The sequence below is a fragment of the Nonomuraea sp. NPDC004702 genome (assembly GCF_053601695.1).
Genome location: NZ_JBSGCE010000001.1, coordinates 16,287 through 31,159 on the forward strand (window position 1 = coordinate 16,287; position 14,873 = coordinate 31,159).

A 14,873-nucleotide genomic window follows, 5' to 3' on the forward strand; every position below is an offset into this window, starting at 1 on the left:
CAACCAGAGATCGCTAATGTCCTCCTCGTACGGAAAACCAACGAAGGGCACCAAAAATGACTCCCCCTCGCCGACTCGCCCTCGCAGTCGCGACGATCTCCCTTGCCGCTCTGTCCACCGCCTGCGGTGTCGGCCAGGCCGTTGACTGCAACACCGCCGTCAACGAGCTCTCGAAGATCACCACCGAGTGGAGCGGCGCCATCACGAAGAACGCCACGGACGCCGCCGCGGTCGGGGACGCCTCCAAGGCCGCCGCCGCCAAGACCAAGGAGCTCGCCGGCAAGTACGACGGCGACGTCGCGGCCGCCCTGAACGACTTCGCCGCCGGTTTCGAGAGCCTGCAGAGCGGCGACATCAGCAAGACGACCGAGTTCAGCGGCAAGATGAGCGGCTTCACCTCGAAGATCACCGCCGCCTGCTCCTGACCGGTCCGCGGTCGCCGCACCGCCTGCGGGGGGCAGGCCGGCGCGGTGACCGCCTCATCCGGTCCGCCGGTACGGGGTACGGACAGGACCGGATGATCCCCTTACGCTTGCTGCCGTGACCGACGAAACGGTGATCGCACGGCCTCCGGCAGGCGCCGCACTCCCCGCCAGAGTGCTCTTCCGCCACCGCGTGCGGGTCGGCGCGATCGCGCTGCTCGCCGCGGTGGCGTACGCCGTTCTCGGGCTGGTCAAGCTGGCCACCTTCCGGGCGACCACGTTCGACCTGGTGATCGTGGACCAGGCGGTGCGCAACTACGCCCGCTTCCGGCCGCCGTACGTGCCGGTGCTGGGCGTCTTCCACGAGCGCGGCACGGACTACCTCCAGCTCGCCGACCACTTCTCCCCGATCTACGCGCTGCTCGCGCCCTTCTACTGGGTGCACGACGGGCCCGAGACGCTCATCGTGGCCCAGGCGCTGCTGTTCGCGGGGGCGATCCCGTTCCTGTGGCTGTTCACCCGCCGCGTGCTGGGCGCCGGGCCCGCCTACCTGGTCGCCGTGGCGTACGCGCTGTCGTGGCCGATCGCCCAGGCCGTCGCCTTCGACGCGCACGAGGTGATGTTCGTCCCGCTGCTCACCGCGATCATGATCGAGCGTTACCACGCCGGACGCGTGCTGCCGGCGTTCCTGGCGATGCTCGGGCTCCTGCTCGTCAAGGAGGACATGGGGCTCCTGGTGATCGGGGCGGGGCTGTACCTGTTCGTCGTCGGCGACCGCCTGCGCGGCCTCGTGTGCGCGCTGGTCGGCGCGGGCGCCGTGGTGCTCGTCCGGGGCCTGCTGATCACCTCCTTCGGCGGCGACAGCAAGGACTTCTGGGCCTACGGTCACCTCGGCCCCGACGCGCCCGCCGCGCTGCTGGCGATGCTGCGCGACCCGCTCGCCCCCCTGCTGCTGCCCTTCAGCGACGAGGCCAAGGTCGACACCCTGTTCCTGCTGGCCTGGCCCACGTTGCTGCTGTGCCTGCTGTCGCCGCTGTCGCTGGCGGCCCTGCCGCACGTGCTCGAACGCCTGCTGTCCGACCGTCCCCAGTGGTGGCAGGCCGACTTCCAGTACAGCGCGTTCACCGTGATGATCCTGTTCTGCGCCGGCGTGGACGGCCTGGCCAGGCTGCTGCGCTGGACCGGCCGCGCCGACCGGCAGGGGCTCAAGCTGGCCTGGGCGGCCGCGGCCTGCGCCGTCGCCCTCACCCTGGTGCCCAGGTTCGCGCTCGACCAGCTCTACCATCCCGCCTTCTACAAGGAGGACAAGGCCGCCGCCGCGGCCGAGGCGGTGAGCAGGGTGCCCTCGGGGGTGACGGTCGAGGCGGTCAACTCCGTGGGCCCGGCGCTGTCCTCGCGGACCACCGTCCTGCTGTGGAGCGCGGCCCCGCGCGGCGCGCCGTGGATCGTGGCCGACACCGCCCGCTGGGAGTTCCCCTTCGGCTCCGCCGACGACCAGCGCAACCGGGTCGAGCAGCTCCAGACCGAGGGGTACACGAAGGTGTTCGAACGCGACGGGTACGTCGTTCTCCGGCGCGACTGACCGCATCGGCCCGATGCCGCACAATGTCGGCATGAAGATGATCGTGCTCACCGGCGCAGCCGGCATGGTGGGCGGTGCCGTACGCGAGCGGCTCCGCCGGTCCGCCACCAGGCTCGTCCTGGCCGACCGGGCGCCCATGGAGGCCGGGCCGGGCGAGGAGGCCGTCCGCACCGACCTGTCGGACCTGGCCGAGACCGTGGCGCTGGTCAAGGGCGCCGACGCGATCGTGCACCTGGCCGGGGTGCCGGACGAGGCGCCCCTGCCCGACCTGCTCGACGGCAACGTGCTGACCACCCACCGCGTGCTGGAGGCGGCCCGGCTGGCCGGCGTGCCGCGCGTGGTGCTGGCCGGCAGCAACCGCCTGACCGGCATGTACCCGGCCACCGCCACGATCTCCCCCGACCTGCCGCCGCGCCCCGACGGCCTGTACGGCGTCAGCAAGGCCGCCGTCGAGGCCCTCGGCCGCCTGTACGCCGACAAGTTCGGCCTCGAAGTGGTCTGCCTGCGCATCGGCAGCCTGGAGCCCGAACCCGAGGACGTCCGCCACCTGGCGACCTGGCTGAGCCCGCGCGACTGCGCCGGGTTCGTGCACGCCGCCGTCACCACGCCCGGCCTGCGCTTCCTGGCCGCCTACGCCGTCTCGGCCAACACCCGCCGCTTCTGGCTGCTCTCCCCCGAGCTCGGCTACGAGCCCGAGGACGACGCCGAGTCGTACGCCGCCCGCGTGACCGGCACGCCGGCCGCCTTCTTCACCGACGACACCCCGCAGGGCGGCGACTTCGCCGCGCCGGAGTACACGCTGCGCAGGGGCGGCCTGGCCTAACGCGCGATCGCCTGCTCGTAGGCCCGGTCGAACCCCTCCAGCACCCCGGCCCACGAGCCCGCGACGGGCGGCGTCGAGCGGTTGTGGGCGGCGATCTCCCGGCGCAGCCCGGCGTCGGAGCACAGCCGCGCCACCGCCCCGGCCAGGTCGTCCAGGGTGCGGCCGAGCAGCCCCTCGGTGCCGTCCTTGACGAAGTCGGCGACGCCGCTCTGGGCCCTGGCCACCACCGGCACGCCGGCCGCCCGCGCCTCCAGCGCCGCGATGCCGAACGACTCCCGGGGCGCCGGGGCCACGAAGACGTCGGCCGACTCCAGCAGCTTGGCGATCTGCTCCCGCGAATAGCGGCCCGGCAGCGACACCCAGCCGGTCATGCCGTGCTCGGCCAGGAAACGTTCCATGCGGGCGCGCGCGGGGCCGTCGCCGACGATCGTGGCGCGCATCGGGATCGCGGCGGGCACCCGCGCCCGCGCGGCCCGCAGCAGCCTGAGCAGCCGTACGGGCTGCTTGCGCGGCGCCAGCCGGCCGACGGCCACCACGTGCACCTCCGCCCGCCCGGCCGGCACGCCGGGGGCGGGCGCCCAGCCCGACAGGTCGAGGCCGTTGGAGACCACCCGCACCGGCACGCCGGGCCCGGCCACCGCCCTGATGGGCACCGCCGCGGCGGTGCTCACCGTGGTGGCCACCAGCCCCCAGCGCTGCCAGCCGAACGCCAGCCGCAGCAGCCGGTAGAGCCCCCGCGTGACCGGGTCCCACATGCTGTGCACGGTGACCACGCACGGCACCCCCGCCCGCCGCGCCGCCCGCACCCCCATCCAGGCGAACGGCGAGACCGCGCCGGTGTGCACGTGCACCACGTCGGGCCGGACGACGGAGATGCCCCGAGTGAGATGCCCCACTCCGAACGGATGCACCGGCAGGTCGAACGGCATCCTGGCGACGACCCTGCGCACGCCCGGCAGCGCCTCGCCCCTGGTCGCCGTGGCCACGACCACGTCGTGCCCGGCCTCGCGCTGCGCCCGCACCAGGTCGGCCACCTGGACCTCGATCCCCCCGAGTCGCGGCAGGTAACAGTCACTCACGTGAAAGATCCGCACCCCTCCCAGACTAATCTGGGCGTGTGCCTCCACGTACCGCGGTCTTCTTCCACGCCCATCCCGACGACGAGGCCCTGCTCACGGCGGGCACCATGGCGATGCTCGCGGCCGAGGGCCACCGCGTGGTGCTCGTGGTCGCGACCGCCGGCGAGCGCGGCCTGGCCGAGATCGGCCCCGGCGAGGAACTGCGCGAGACCAGGCTCAAGGAGCTCTACGAGTCGGCCGCGCTGCTCGGCTGCGCCCGCGTCGAGTGCCTGGGCTACGGCGACTCCGGGCTCAGCCCCAAGGGCGGCGTCGCCGAGGAGCGGCCCGACAACGCCTTCATCGACGCCGACACCGAGGCGGCGGCCAGGGCCCTCGCGGCGATCCTGGAGGAGGAGAAGGCCGACCTGCTGTCGATCTACGACCCGGCCGGCGGCTACGGGCACCCCGACCACGTGCAGGTCCACCGGGTGGGCAAGCGGGCGGCGCAGATCGCGGGCACGGAGATCGTCCTGGAGGCGACGGTCAACCGCGACCCGCTGGTGCGGCTGCTGCGCATGGCGGGCCGGGTGTACAAGTTCCCGCCGGAGTTCGACGTGCGCACGTTCGAGAGCGCGTACTCGGCGAGCGACACGATCACCCACCGGGTCAACGTCCGCCGCTACGCCCGGCAGAAGCGCGCCTCGATGGCCGCGCACGCGTCCCAGGCCAGCGGCGGCGACAGCGACCGCACCCTCGCCGTCATGCTGAAGGTCCCCGGCCCGCTCTACCGCCTGGTCTTCGGCACCGAGTGGTTCGTACGCCGCGACCTGCCGCCCGGCACTCGTCTCACTCACCCTTTCGACCCATGGCCGAAGTAGCACCTGAGGGTGACGTGCCGGCTCCGGCGACCCGTCAGACTGGTGGGCGATGAAGAACAAGCCGCTCCAGATCGCCCTGTCCGTCCTGTCGCTCGGGCTGGCCGTGCTGCTCGTGGTCTACCTGCCGCAGATCGTGCACGCGCTCACCGGCAAGCCGGTCTCCTGGCGCGAGATCGGGGCGGTCTTCGGGGCGCTCAGCTTCGGCCAGATCGCGCTGATGACGGCCCTGTGGCTGCTGAGCCTGCTGGCGTACACGTTCGTGCTGACCAACTCGCTGCCGGGGCTGAACAACCTCCAGGGCCTGGCGCTCAACGCGGCGGGCAGCGCGGTCAGCAACCTGCTGCCGTTCGGCGGCGCGGTCGGGGTGGCGCTGTCGTTCGCCATGACCAGGGGCTGGGGTTTCGCCAACCGGCCCATCGTGGTGATGACGCTGGTCAGCGGCATCTGGAACACGTTGTTCAGGTTCATCCTGCCGGCCGTGGGCATCATCGCGCTGCTCATGGCGGGCGAGGTGCTCGACCCGGCGTTCGTCAGGGCGGGCTGGACGGGCGCGATCTCCATCCTGGTGCTCTGCCTGGTCGTGGCCGTCGCCCTCTACTGGGACCGCGCCGCCGTCGTGCTCGGCCGGGCGCTCGACGGGCTCACCCGGCTGCTGCGCCTGAAGGTGCACGCCTCCGAGGCCTTCCACCGGCTGCGCGCCGACACCATCGAGATCGTCCGCACGCGCGCGCTCGGCCTGTCGCTCGGCATGGTGTTCTTCCTGGGCTTCCAGTGGGCGATCATGGCGGCCTGCATGACGGCCACCGGCGCCTGGCCGGGCCTGGCCCAGTCGATCGCGGTCTTCGCGCTGTCCCGGGTGCTCACCAGCGCCGTGATCACGCCCAGCGGGGCCGGGATCATGGAGAGCGGGGTCGCCGCGATGCTGATCACGTTCGGCGTGCCGGGCACTCCGGCCGTCGCGACAGCACTACTTTTCGGCTTCTGGACTTACACTATCGAGATCCCGTTCGGCGGTCTCGCGCTCGGCGCGTGGGCGCTCCTGCGCAGGCGCAACGGCCGGAACGCCGCCGCGGAACCCCCGTCCGCGATCTCGAAGGCCCCGCAGTGACAATCCCAAAGCCATCAAAGACCTTGTGCGCCCTTCGGAAGCACGCATAGCGTGGCGGCTGACATGGTGGCGTTCCGGGTTCTGGGGCCAGTCGAGGCGTACGAACACGACGACGAACTCGACCTCGGCGGGTTGCGGCAGCGGGCCGTCCTCGCCCGACTTCTCGTGGCCAGAGGTCAGGTCGTGCCGGTTGACACGCTTCTTTACGACCTGTGGGACGACGACGCCGCCAAGGGCGCCCAGTCGGGCCTGCAGGTCTACATCTCCCGCCTGCGCAGGGTGCTCGAACCGGGCCGGCCGCGCGGCGGCCCCAACCGCCTGCTGGTGACCGTCGCCTCCGGCTACGCGCTGCGCGTGGCCGCCGAGCAGGTCGACGCGCTGCGCTTCGAGCAGCTGGTCAGGGCGGCGGGCGAGCACCTCGAAGAGGGCGACCCGCAGTCCGCCCGCGGCCGCCTGGAGAAGGCGCTCGGGCTGTGGCGCGGCACCCCTTACTCCGACTTCGCCGACCAGCCCTGGGCCGAGGCCGAGGTCAACCGGCTGGCCGAGCTGCGTCTGGTGGCCCGCGAGCGGCACGCCGACACCGGCCTGCGGCTGGCCCTGCACGCCGAGACCGTCCCCGACCTGGAGGCTCTGACCACCGAGCACCCGCTGCGCGAGGAGGGCTGGCGGCTGCTGGCGCTGGGCCTCTACCGCTGCGGCAGGCAGGGCGACGCGCTGGCCGCGCTGCGCAGGGCCAGGAACATGCTGGCCGACGAGCTGGGCATCGACCCCGGGCCCGCGCTGCGCAAGCTGGAGTCCGACATCCTGGCCCAGGCCCCCGAGCTGGAGCTGGCCGCGCCGCCGCGTCCTGCCCGGCCCGCCCCGGTCACCGACACCTGGCCGCCCCGGCCGGCCGCCGCGCACGTCGAGCCGCCGCCGCTGGAGCCCGAGCCGTTCGTCGGCCGCGACGCCGAGCTGGCCAGGCTGACCACGGCCGCCTCGCGCACCGGCCGCTTCCAGGTCGCGATCGTGACCGGCGTCGCGGGCGCGGGCAAGACCACGCTGCTGCGCCAGCTCGACGGCAGGCTCGGCGCCGACGGCTGGATCACCGCCTCCGGCGCCTGCCCCGACTCCAGCGCCACCCCGCCGGGCTGGGCCTGGGTCGAGATCCTGCGCTCGCTGATCGGCACGACCGGCGCCGGCGAGTACGCCCAGCTCCTGGCCCCCCTGCTCGACGACACCGCCCCCGACCCCGACGAGGACGAGGTCTCGGGCGGCTTCCGCCTGCACCGCGCGGTCGGCGGCTACCTCGCCGGCGTGGCCCGCCGGGCGCCGGTGCTGCTCACGCTGGAGGACCTCCACTGGGCCGACGACCAGACGCTGGCCCTGCTGCGCGCGCTGCCGAGCCTGCTGGCCACCAGCCGCGTGCTGCTGGTCGTGACGTGCCGGGAGAGCGAGCTCGACGACCGCCAGTCCGACGTGCTGGCCGCCCTGGCCCGGCTTGAGCCGCTGCGCGTGGGCCTGTCCGGCCTCGACCCGAAGGCCGTGGCCGAGCTGGTCAAGGCCACCTGCGTCCGCGAGATCGACGAGGACGCGGTCGAGTCCATCGTCGAGCGCACCGGCGGCAACCCGTTCTTCGTGCGCGAGACCGTCCGGCTGCTCGACGCCGAGGGCGCGGCCGACCGGGCCAGCGCCACGCAGGTGCTCTCACGCGTGCCTTCGGGCGTGCGCGACGTGCTGCGGCGGCGCATCTCGCGGCTGCCCGCCGGCGCCCAGCAGATCCTGCTCCAGGCCGCGGTGATCGGCCGCGACGTCGACCTCGACGTGCTGGTCACGGTCGCCGGCGACGAAGACGCGGTGATCGAGGCGGTCGAGGCCGCGCTGCTGGCCGGGCTGGTGACCGAGCCGGGCCCGGGGCTGCTGCGCTTCGACCACGACCTGGTGCGCGACACGATCTACTCCGACGCCTCCCGCCTGCGCCGCACCCGCCTCCACGCCGCGGTCGCCGCGGTGATCGAGCAGCGCACGTCCTCCGACGTGGCGGCGCTGGCCCACCACTACTTCCTGGCCGACGCGGCCGAGAAGGCCGTCCACTACGCGGGTCTGGCGGCCGAGCAGGCCGAGCGGCGCTTCGCCCACCGCGAGGCGGCCACCCTGTGGGAGCAGGCCATCGCGGCCTTCGACCGCGGCGGCCCGCGCAAGGACGACAAGGGCCGCGAGTCCGAGCCGCAGCGTGCCAAGGAGCGGCTGCGGCTGATGCTCCGGCAGATCAAGGCGCTGGCGTTGTGCGGCGACATGACGGCGGCCAGGCTGCTGCGCCGCCAGGCCATGGACGCCGCGCTGCCGCTCGGCGACCTGGAGATCACCGCGAAGGTGGCCGCGTCGCTGGCGGTGCCGCACAAGGGCATGGCGCGCGACTTCACCCGCACCGCGTGGGAGATCGTCGACGTCACCGAGAAGGCGCTCATGGAGCTGCCCGCGGGCGAGCAGCGCCTGCGGGCGAGCCTGCTCACCACGCTGGCACTGGAGCTGGAGGGCTCCTCCGCGCCCGAGCGCGGGCGGCAGGCGTCGCTGGAGGCGCTGGAGCTGGCCCGGCAGAGCGGCGACCCGACGCTGATCGCGGCGGCGCTGAGCGGCCGGCTGCGCCAGTCCTACGACATCCCGGCGGTCGACACCCGCGAGGGCATCGGCAGGGAGCTGCTGGAGGTCGCCCAGCGCTCGGGCCAGATGGCCACGCAGGCCCTGGCCCACCTGGTGCTGCTGGAGTGCGCGGCGGCCAGGGGCGAGTTCGCCGTCGCCGACGAGCACGCCGCCGCCGCCGACCGTCTGGCCAAGCAGTACGACCTGTCGGCCCCCGCGGCCGTCGTCGTCTGGTACGCCGGTCAGCGCCTGATGATCGCCGGCGACTACGCGGGCGCCGAACGCGCCTACCGCGAGGCCGCCCGGATGACCGCGCGGGCCGGCATGCTCGAAGGCCGCCAGGACCTCCCGCTGATCACCGCGTTCTGCCTGCACCTGGTCGACGGCCGGGCGGCCGAGACCGTCGACCTGCTGGCGGCGGCCCACCAGCGCGGCGCCAAGTGGACGCTCGACGCCTACGCCCTCGCCCTGGCCTCGGCCGGGCACCTCAACGACGCCAGGGCCGTGGCCGCCACCCGCCCGCCCGTCCGGCCCGACTTCCTCTACGAGCTGGTGATGACCTGGCGGGCGCTGGCGGGCATGCTGCTCGACGACCGCGAGCGCATGGTCGACTGCTACGACAAACTCAAGCCGTTCGCCGACCGGGTGGCCGGCGCGGGCACGGGCGTCGTGGCGTTGTGGCCGGTGGCGCTGACCCTGGGCGACCTGGCCATCCGGCTGGGCCAGCCCGACGCGGCCCGCGAGCACTACGAGAAGGCTCTTGAGGTGGCCCAGCGGGTGGGCGTGCCGCGCTGGGTGGAGGCGGCGCGCCGCTCGGTCAGCAGCTCACCTGGAAACGCTCGCTCGTGACGGTCCCGCCGGGCCGGGCGATCAGCTCGACCCGGTACCACCCGGCGTTGCCGGAGATCTGCGGCTGCCACTCCACGCTCCGGCTGTCGCCGGCGAACCCGGAGTGGTCCGCCAGGTAGGTGCGCCACGTCCCGGTCGCCGGACTCCAGCGCGACAGCCGCCAGCGGTACAGGACCGTCGTGCCGGGCCGCGGGTTGACCAGCAGGCCGCGGGCCAGGAACGACTTGCCGCAGCCGGGGGCGCCGTCGGTCAGGGCGCTGAGGGTGATCTCGCCCGCGCGGGCTGGGGCGCTCTGCCGGGCCGGGGCGGTGATGGGCAGCTCACGGGCCGAGAGGGTGACGGTCCGCACCGGCTCGGCGGCAGATCCGGCGCTGCTGTAGGCGGAGAAGCCGACGTAGGCGCTGGTGAAGGCGAGCGCGGCCACGAAGAGCTTGACCGCGTTGGCGGTACCGCCGGCCAGGACCACCGCACTTCTCGACGACATGATCAACACCCCTTTTGCTCAGTTCAGGTATAGGGCGGGATGGTTGAGGGGTGGTTGTCGGCTACTTGCAGCCGGTGACCGGGCCTTGCAAGCTGATGTGGCGGAACGCCTCTTCCTTGACTAAGGTAAGGCTGACCTAAGGCGTTGGAGTGGGGGTGAGCGGGCTCATGTGGCATGCGGCTGCCGCCCTCCCCGATCCCGCCCGGCCGTTCTGGTTCGGGCTGCCGTACTGGCTGGTGGGGGCCGTCCTCATCCTTGCGCTGTTCGGCGCGTTCCAGGTCTACTACTGGGTCGGCCGCAAGCTCGGCGAGAAGCTCTACGAGTCCAAGGTCGGCGTGCGGCTCGGCCGCGAGCGCATCGCGCGGATCGAGGGCGTCGTCGAGAAGTGGGGCGCGCTGGCCGTCTACGGCTGCTTCTGGGTGCCCATGCTGCGGCACACGCTGCCGTGGGTGGCGGGCGCGCTGCGGGTGTCCTATCCCTGGTACGTGGTGGCGAGCGCGCTCGGCTGCCTGACCTGGGCGCCCATCTGGTGGTTCGGGCTCACGGCGCTGGTGTGGGGCTGGCTGCAACTGGCCGCCCGCTCGCCCGTCAGCGCGCTGGTCCTGCTGCTCGTGGTCGCGGCCGGCGTGGCCTGGTTCTTCGTCCGCCGCCGACGCAAGGCCCTGGCCTCGTCCTAGATCGTGGGCGGAGTCTGGTCGTCGATGGCGGCCTCGGGAGCGTTCCTGCGCACGGTCTCGATGCCGTTGACGCAGGCGGCCTTGCTCGGATAGCCCTCGCCCACGGCCAGCGTCTGCCCGTTGTTCGCGACGAGCGCGAAACGGAACGTGCCCCGCTCGTCCTGACTGATGATGAACCTGCCTGCCACAGCCTCGTCTCCCCGCAGATGTCGGATCTATCAAGCATTTACCCCCAACTGAGGGCCACTTACGGCCGAGTTTCGCAAACCAACCCTTGATCTCCTGCGAACATGTCTGGCATGCGTATTGGGGGTTTCATCGGCTCTGCCGTACTCGCGTTGGTTGTGGGGATCTCTTACCCGGCGTCCGCCGCACGGGCCGCCGACGTCCCGACGGTGAAGGCGGGGGCGGCCTATGTAGTGGACTCGGACGGAACGATCCACTTCGCGAAGCGGGAGACCCGGCGGGTGCCGGTGGCCAGCCTGGTCAAGGTGATGACGGCCTACGTCGTCCTGCGCGAGGGACGCCTGAACGAGCCGATCACCGTCACCGCCGCCGACACGAAGCACGCGACCAGCAACGGCGCGACCACGGCCGGCCTGCGGAAGGGCGAGCGCCTCACGGCCAGGGACCTGCTGTACGGCCTCATGCTCCCCTCGGGCGCCGACGCCGCCAACGCCCTGGCCAGGAAGTACGGGCCGGGCAAGACCGCGTTCGTGGCCAAGATGAACCGGGCCGCGCGCTCGCTCGGCCTCGGCGACACCCGCTACACCAACCCCGACGGACTGCCCACGCCGGCCAACGGCGGCTACTCGACCGCCGTGGACCAGGTCACGCTGGCGCAGCGGGCGATGGCCGACCCGGTCTTCCGCACGGTGGTGGGCAGCAAGGTGTACAAGGTGGCCAAGTCAGCCCTGCACGGGGCGCACACCTGGCGCAACTCCAACAAGCTGCTCGGCCGGTCCGCGGACGTCGTGGGCGTGAAGACCGGCTACACGAACGCGGCGCAGTACTGCCTGCTGTTCGCGGGCGACCGCGGCGGCAGGCGGGTGTTCGGCGTCCTGCTCCACGACGGGGACGAGCGCCGCTTCAGCACCGCTGAGCAACTGCTGGACTTCGCGGGAGAGCAGATCGCCGGCGGCTGACCGCCGGGAGCCGGGCGGAGGTCAGCCGAAGGTGAGCCGGCCCGCTGCGGACAGCGTGCCCAGGCCGCCGGTCGCGCAGGCCAGGAGGCCCATGGCGGGCGTGATCGTGCCGCGGACGCGCTCGCGGTCCAGCGGCCCCGACACGACCGTGCCGGTCAGGAAGCTGTCGGCCGGGCTCTGGGTGGCCAGCCGGTCGGCCCGCGTACGCACCTCCGAGGTGCCGACCGGCCGCCCGTCGAGGCCGAACCAGGTGATGCGGGCGGTGCCGTGGACCTGCCGGGCGCTCGCGCACGACGCCCGGCCGACGCTCTTCAGGGTGACCCAGCCCGAGCGCAGGTAGGGGGCCGAGCCGTCGGCCGACAGGCAGCCGGTGAGCTGGAGGTTGCCGCGGGCCGACACCGGTTTCGCGGTCAGCCCGATGCGCGGGCTGAAGGTCAGCGGCCGACCGGCCGGTGAGCTGACGGCACAGCTCAGAGCGCTGCGATCGGCGGAGGCGGCCCGCGGATGCGTGGCCGCCTCCGGGCGCACGGCCGCCCCCGCGCGGGTGACGCGCACAGTCGTGAACGCGGGCGGGCTCGTGAACACGGGCGGGGTGGCCGCGACCGCGGCCGCGATGATCCAGATCGGCTTCACGGGACCTCCGTCGGTCGCTCTCGGTGATCGGCGGATCACATCTTGCCGTATCCCGTCGTGATTGAGGCCGCCGATCTCGGGTACCGGCTCGTCGCAACCGACGCCACCCAGGCCGACTTCGGCCGCCCGAAGCCGACCCCACGGTCGATTCGCGCAGATAGGGTGGCGAATGTACCCCTCCGCAATAAGGAAGATCATGGCGGAATTCATCGAAGTCCGCACGACGATCGAAGGCCATGAGCAGGCCGCCGCGCTCGCGCACACGATCCTGCTCGCGGGGCTGGCCACCTCGATCGACATCGCGGAAGTCCCGGCCGCGGAGGCCGGGGTCTCCTGGCAGCTCACCCTCATCACACCACGCGAACACGCCGCCGAACTGGCGGCGCACATCGGCGCGAACGGCGGTGCCGGCACCGTCGAAGCTCAGCCGGTGCTGCACGACGTCGACGCCTACCCCGACTGGCTCACCGAGGACACCGACCGCCCCTGACCGGCTACTCCGGCGGCCGCTCCCAGTCCCAGCGCGGCACCTCGCGCAGCGGGTGGAGCTGGTCGTCGGTCTCGGCGTGGGAGTTCTGCAACGCCACCTGCGTGCCGAACTCCACGTGCGAGCGGAGCGAGGCCCGGAACGGCTCGTCGTCGGGCAGCCCCGCCGCGTCGGCGGCCTCCATGTACAGCTCGACGAACCGCCGCCGCTGGGCCTCCTCGATGCCCAGCCCGCGGTGCGCCTCGATGAGCAGCGGGAAGCCGCCCATCTCCGCCGAGAACGTGTCGGGGCCGCCGAACGTCTCGACGGTGAAGGCGGTCAGGTTGTCCACGTGGCTCGCCTTGCCCTCGCCGAAGAGCGGCTGGAGCAGCGGGTCGGCCAGCAGGCTGCGGTAGAAGATCTCGATGAAGCGGCGTAAGCCCTCTTCGCCGCCGGCGTGCTCGAACAGGGTCTGCATGATTACAGGGTTACACGCCTGGTCGAAGCGCCACCAGACCCATTCGCAGGCCCGGACGGTCAGTGCGCGGCGGCCGAGCGCATCAGCCCGTGGCAGGCGATCGCCGCCGCGGCCACCACGTTGAGCGAGTCGACGCCCGCGTCCATCGCGGCCGGGCTCATGGGGATGCACACCGCGTGGTCGGCCTCGTGCAGCCAGTGGGAGGACAGGCCGTCGCCCTCGGCGCCGAGCAGCAGCGCCACCCGTTCGCCCATCGGGACCCGGTCGAGGGGGACCGCGCTCTGGTCGGGGGTCAGCGCCAGGGTCTGGAACCCGGCCGCCCGCAGCTCGCCGAGGCCGGTGTACCAGTCGTCGAGCCGCGCGTACGGGATCGAGAAGACCGCGCCCATGGAGACCTTCACCGCCCGGCGGTAGAGCGGGTCGGCGCAGCGCGGCGAGAGCAGGACGCCGTCCACGCCGAGCGCGGCGGCGCAGCGGAAGATCGCGCCGACGTTGGAGTGGTCGACCAGGTCCTCCAGGACCAGCAGCCGGCGGGCGCCGCCCTTGATCAGGGTCTCGGCCGAGGGCAGCGGCAGGCGTCGCATGGAGGCCAGCGCGCCGCGGTGGATCTGGAAGCCCGCGATGCCGGCCATCAGCTCGTCGCTCACCTCGTAGACGGTGGCGTCGCCGATGACGTCGGACAGCGACTCGTACCAGCGCCGGGTGGTCAGGACCGAGCGGATGGGGTAGCCGGCGGCGATGGCCCGCCTGATCACCTTCTCCCCCTCGGCGAGGAACAGGCCGCGCTCCGCCTCCAGGCTCTTGCGCAGCTCGACGTCCCGCAGCCGGGTGTAGTCGGCGATTCGGGGGTCGTCGGCGTCGAACACGTAGTCAGGCACCTTCCGATACTGCCATGCGCCGCCTGACCTGCCAGCCGATCGCGTAGCAGGCCAGGACGGCCGAGAGCCCGATCACGGTGCCCGCGCCCGTCTTGGTGAGCACGCTCCGGAAGCCGAAGGCGGGGTTGGGCTCGTCCACCAGCGGCCACACGAGGGCGCCGGCGACCGTGCCGAGCGCGCAGGCGGCCAGCACGGCCCACCGCACGGCGGGCGTGAGCCGCAGGCGGCCCGGCACGCCGGCCGCCTCGGTGCGGGACAACGCGCGCCAGGCCCACCACACGACCACCGCCAGCCCGACGGCCGACGAGGTGTACTGCAGCACGCTGAAGAGCCTGGTCGTGCCGAAGACGGGGGTGTCCGGCCAGGCGCCCCAGCGGGCGGAGGCGTAGGAGTGGGTGAAGGAGTCCCAGAACAGGTGGGTGGCCGAGCCGATCACGCCGCCGGCCACCACCGGCAGGACCCTGAGCCGGCCCGGCCGCAGGAGCGCCGCGGCCGGCCCGGCCAGGGACGGCGGCAGCAGCGAGATCAGCGGATCGCGCAGCACGAGGTGGAACAGCGGCAGGAGCAGCAGCACCGCGGCCAGGTCGAGGGTGAGCACGCCCTGCCAGGAGTGCCAGTCGCCGTAGACCGGCAGGAACGGCAGGAAGATCGGCAGGTCGGGGACCATCGCCCCGAGCGCGAGCGCCCACGGATCGGCGAACCGCCGCGCCCGTCCGGAGGCCACCAGAGGCAGCACGGCGGCGATGTGACTGGGCGTGAACGGCACGATCCCT

General features: G+C 73.0%; 16 protein-coding genes. 9 read left to right on the plus strand and 7 right to left on the minus strand.

Going from position 1 to position 14,873, the window contains the following annotated elements; all coding sequences use genetic code 11:
- Positions 1–56: 56 nt before the first annotated feature.
- From ACWEJ6_RS00090 to ACWEJ6_RS00100, 3 genes are all read left to right on the plus strand, one after another.
- Positions 57–425, plus strand: coding sequence for a hypothetical protein (locus ACWEJ6_RS00090; RefSeq protein WP_352351928.1), 369 nt, complete (start codon positions 57–59; stop codon positions 423–425).
- A 115-nt stretch (positions 426–540) separates the two neighbouring features.
- A complete protein-coding gene (locus tag ACWEJ6_RS00095) occupies positions 541–2,004 on the plus strand; it encodes a DUF2079 domain-containing protein (protein WP_452420204.1) in 1,464 nt (487 codons plus the stop codon).
- 31 nt (positions 2,005–2,035) lie between these two features.
- On the plus strand, positions 2,036–2,827 hold the full coding sequence (locus ACWEJ6_RS00100; RefSeq protein WP_387670668.1) for an NAD-dependent epimerase/dehydratase family protein: 792 nt from the start codon (positions 2,036–2,038) through the stop codon (positions 2,825–2,827).
- Here ACWEJ6_RS00100 and ACWEJ6_RS00105 read toward each other — a convergent pair.
- A complete protein-coding gene (locus ACWEJ6_RS00105) occupies positions 2,824–3,906 on the minus strand; it encodes a glycosyltransferase (RefSeq protein ID WP_397165963.1) in 1,083 nt (360 codons plus the stop codon). The genes ACWEJ6_RS00100 and ACWEJ6_RS00105 overlap by 4 nt on opposite strands.
- 38 nt (positions 3,907–3,944) lie before the next feature.
- Between ACWEJ6_RS00105 and ACWEJ6_RS00110 the strand changes: the two genes are divergently transcribed.
- Genes ACWEJ6_RS00110 through ACWEJ6_RS00120 form a run of 3 tightly spaced genes read left to right on the plus strand, consistent with a single transcriptional unit; the run spans position 3,945 to position 9,339 of the window.
- A complete protein-coding gene (locus tag ACWEJ6_RS00110) occupies positions 3,945–4,763 on the plus strand; it encodes a PIG-L deacetylase family protein (protein ID WP_357998908.1) in 819 nt (272 codons plus the stop codon).
- 49 nt (positions 4,764–4,812) lie between these two features.
- On the plus strand, positions 4,813–5,871 hold the full coding sequence (locus ACWEJ6_RS00115; protein WP_452420207.1) for a lysylphosphatidylglycerol synthase domain-containing protein: 1,059 nt from the start codon (positions 4,813–4,815) through the stop codon (positions 5,869–5,871).
- Between the two features lie 51 nt (positions 5,872–5,922).
- Positions 5,923–9,339, plus strand: a complete 3,417-nt coding sequence (locus tag ACWEJ6_RS00120) for a BTAD domain-containing putative transcriptional regulator (RefSeq protein WP_452420209.1) — start codon at positions 5,923–5,925, stop codon at positions 9,337–9,339.
- Here the strand turns inward: ACWEJ6_RS00120 and ACWEJ6_RS00125 are convergent.
- Positions 9,308–9,823: a hypothetical protein gene (locus ACWEJ6_RS00125; RefSeq protein ID WP_452420211.1), complete on the minus strand. Its 516-nt coding sequence runs from the start codon at positions 9,821–9,823 to the stop codon at positions 9,308–9,310. The two genes, ACWEJ6_RS00120 and ACWEJ6_RS00125, sit on opposite strands and share 32 nt — an antisense overlap.
- Before the next feature lie 155 nt (positions 9,824–9,978).
- Between ACWEJ6_RS00125 and ACWEJ6_RS00130 the strand changes: the two genes are divergently transcribed.
- Positions 9,979–10,500: a DedA family protein gene (locus tag ACWEJ6_RS00130; RefSeq protein ID WP_387655775.1), complete on the plus strand. Its 522-nt coding sequence runs from the start codon at positions 9,979–9,981 to the stop codon at positions 10,498–10,500.
- Here ACWEJ6_RS00130 and ACWEJ6_RS00135 read toward each other — a convergent pair.
- The gene (locus ACWEJ6_RS00135; RefSeq protein WP_387670679.1) at positions 10,497–10,688 is read right to left on the minus strand and encodes a YegP family protein; all 192 of its coding nucleotides are present in this window, start codon (positions 10,686–10,688) and stop codon (positions 10,497–10,499) included. The genes ACWEJ6_RS00130 and ACWEJ6_RS00135 overlap by 4 nt on opposite strands.
- Positions 10,689–10,844: 156 nt before the next feature.
- Between ACWEJ6_RS00135 and ACWEJ6_RS00140 the strand changes: the two genes are divergently transcribed.
- The gene (locus ACWEJ6_RS00140) at positions 10,845–11,645 is read left to right on the plus strand and encodes a D-alanyl-D-alanine carboxypeptidase family protein (protein WP_452420213.1); all 801 of its coding nucleotides are present in this window, start codon (positions 10,845–10,847) and stop codon (positions 11,643–11,645) included.
- Positions 11,646–11,666: 21 nt separating this feature from the next.
- Here ACWEJ6_RS00140 and ACWEJ6_RS00145 read toward each other — a convergent pair whose 3' ends face one another.
- A complete protein-coding gene (locus tag ACWEJ6_RS00145; protein WP_452420215.1) occupies positions 11,667–12,278 on the minus strand; it encodes a hypothetical protein in 612 nt (203 codons plus the stop codon).
- A gap of 196 nt (positions 12,279–12,474) precedes the next feature.
- On the opposite strand from ACWEJ6_RS00145, the gene ACWEJ6_RS00150 reads away from it, so the two are divergent.
- Entirely contained in the window at positions 12,475–12,768 is a 294-nt protein-coding gene (locus ACWEJ6_RS00150; RefSeq protein ID WP_387670684.1) for a hypothetical protein, read from the plus strand.
- A gap of 4 nt (positions 12,769–12,772) precedes the next feature.
- Here the strand turns inward: ACWEJ6_RS00150 and ACWEJ6_RS00155 are convergent, their stop codons facing one another.
- From ACWEJ6_RS00155 to ACWEJ6_RS00165, 3 genes are read right to left on the minus strand one after another with little or no spacing between them, the layout of a single operon-like run.
- On the minus strand, positions 12,773–13,222 hold the full coding sequence (locus tag ACWEJ6_RS00155; protein ID WP_358287986.1) for a group II truncated hemoglobin: 450 nt from the start codon (positions 13,220–13,222) through the stop codon (positions 12,773–12,775).
- Between the two features lie 59 nt (positions 13,223–13,281).
- Positions 13,282–14,100 (minus strand): TrmH family RNA methyltransferase, encoded by an 819-nt coding sequence (locus ACWEJ6_RS00160; protein WP_452420217.1) that lies wholly within the window; start codon positions 14,098–14,100, stop codon positions 13,282–13,284.
- Positions 14,093–14,866 (minus strand): DUF4184 family protein, encoded by a 774-nt coding sequence (locus ACWEJ6_RS00165; RefSeq protein WP_387670689.1) that lies wholly within the window; start codon positions 14,864–14,866, stop codon positions 14,093–14,095. Before ACWEJ6_RS00165 ends, ACWEJ6_RS00160 begins: the two co-directional genes overlap by 8 nt.
- Positions 14,867–14,873: the final 7 nt, after the last annotated feature.

Excerpts from the sequence above, each read along its gene's own strand:
- ACWEJ6_RS00090 (WP_352351928.1), top strand. The coding sequence starts at position 57 with ATGACTCCCCCTCGCCGACTCGCCCTCGCAGTCGCGACGATCTCCCTT.
- ACWEJ6_RS00100 (WP_387670668.1), top strand. The coding sequence starts at position 2,036 with ATGAAGATGATCGTGCTCACCGGCGCAGCCGGCATGGTGGGCGGTGCC.
- ACWEJ6_RS00115 (WP_452420207.1), top strand. The coding sequence starts at position 4,813 with ATGAAGAACAAGCCGCTCCAGATCGCCCTGTCCGTCCTGTCGCTCGGG.
- ACWEJ6_RS00150 (WP_387670684.1), top strand. The coding sequence starts at position 12,475 with ATGGCGGAATTCATCGAAGTCCGCACGACGATCGAAGGCCATGAGCAG.
- ACWEJ6_RS00125 (WP_452420211.1), bottom strand. The coding sequence starts at position 9,823 with ATGTCGTCGAGAAGTGCGGTGGTCCTGGCCGGCGGTACCGCCAACGCG.
- ACWEJ6_RS00155 (WP_358287986.1), bottom strand. The coding sequence starts at position 13,222 with ATGCAGACCCTGTTCGAGCACGCCGGCGGCGAAGAGGGCTTACGCCGC.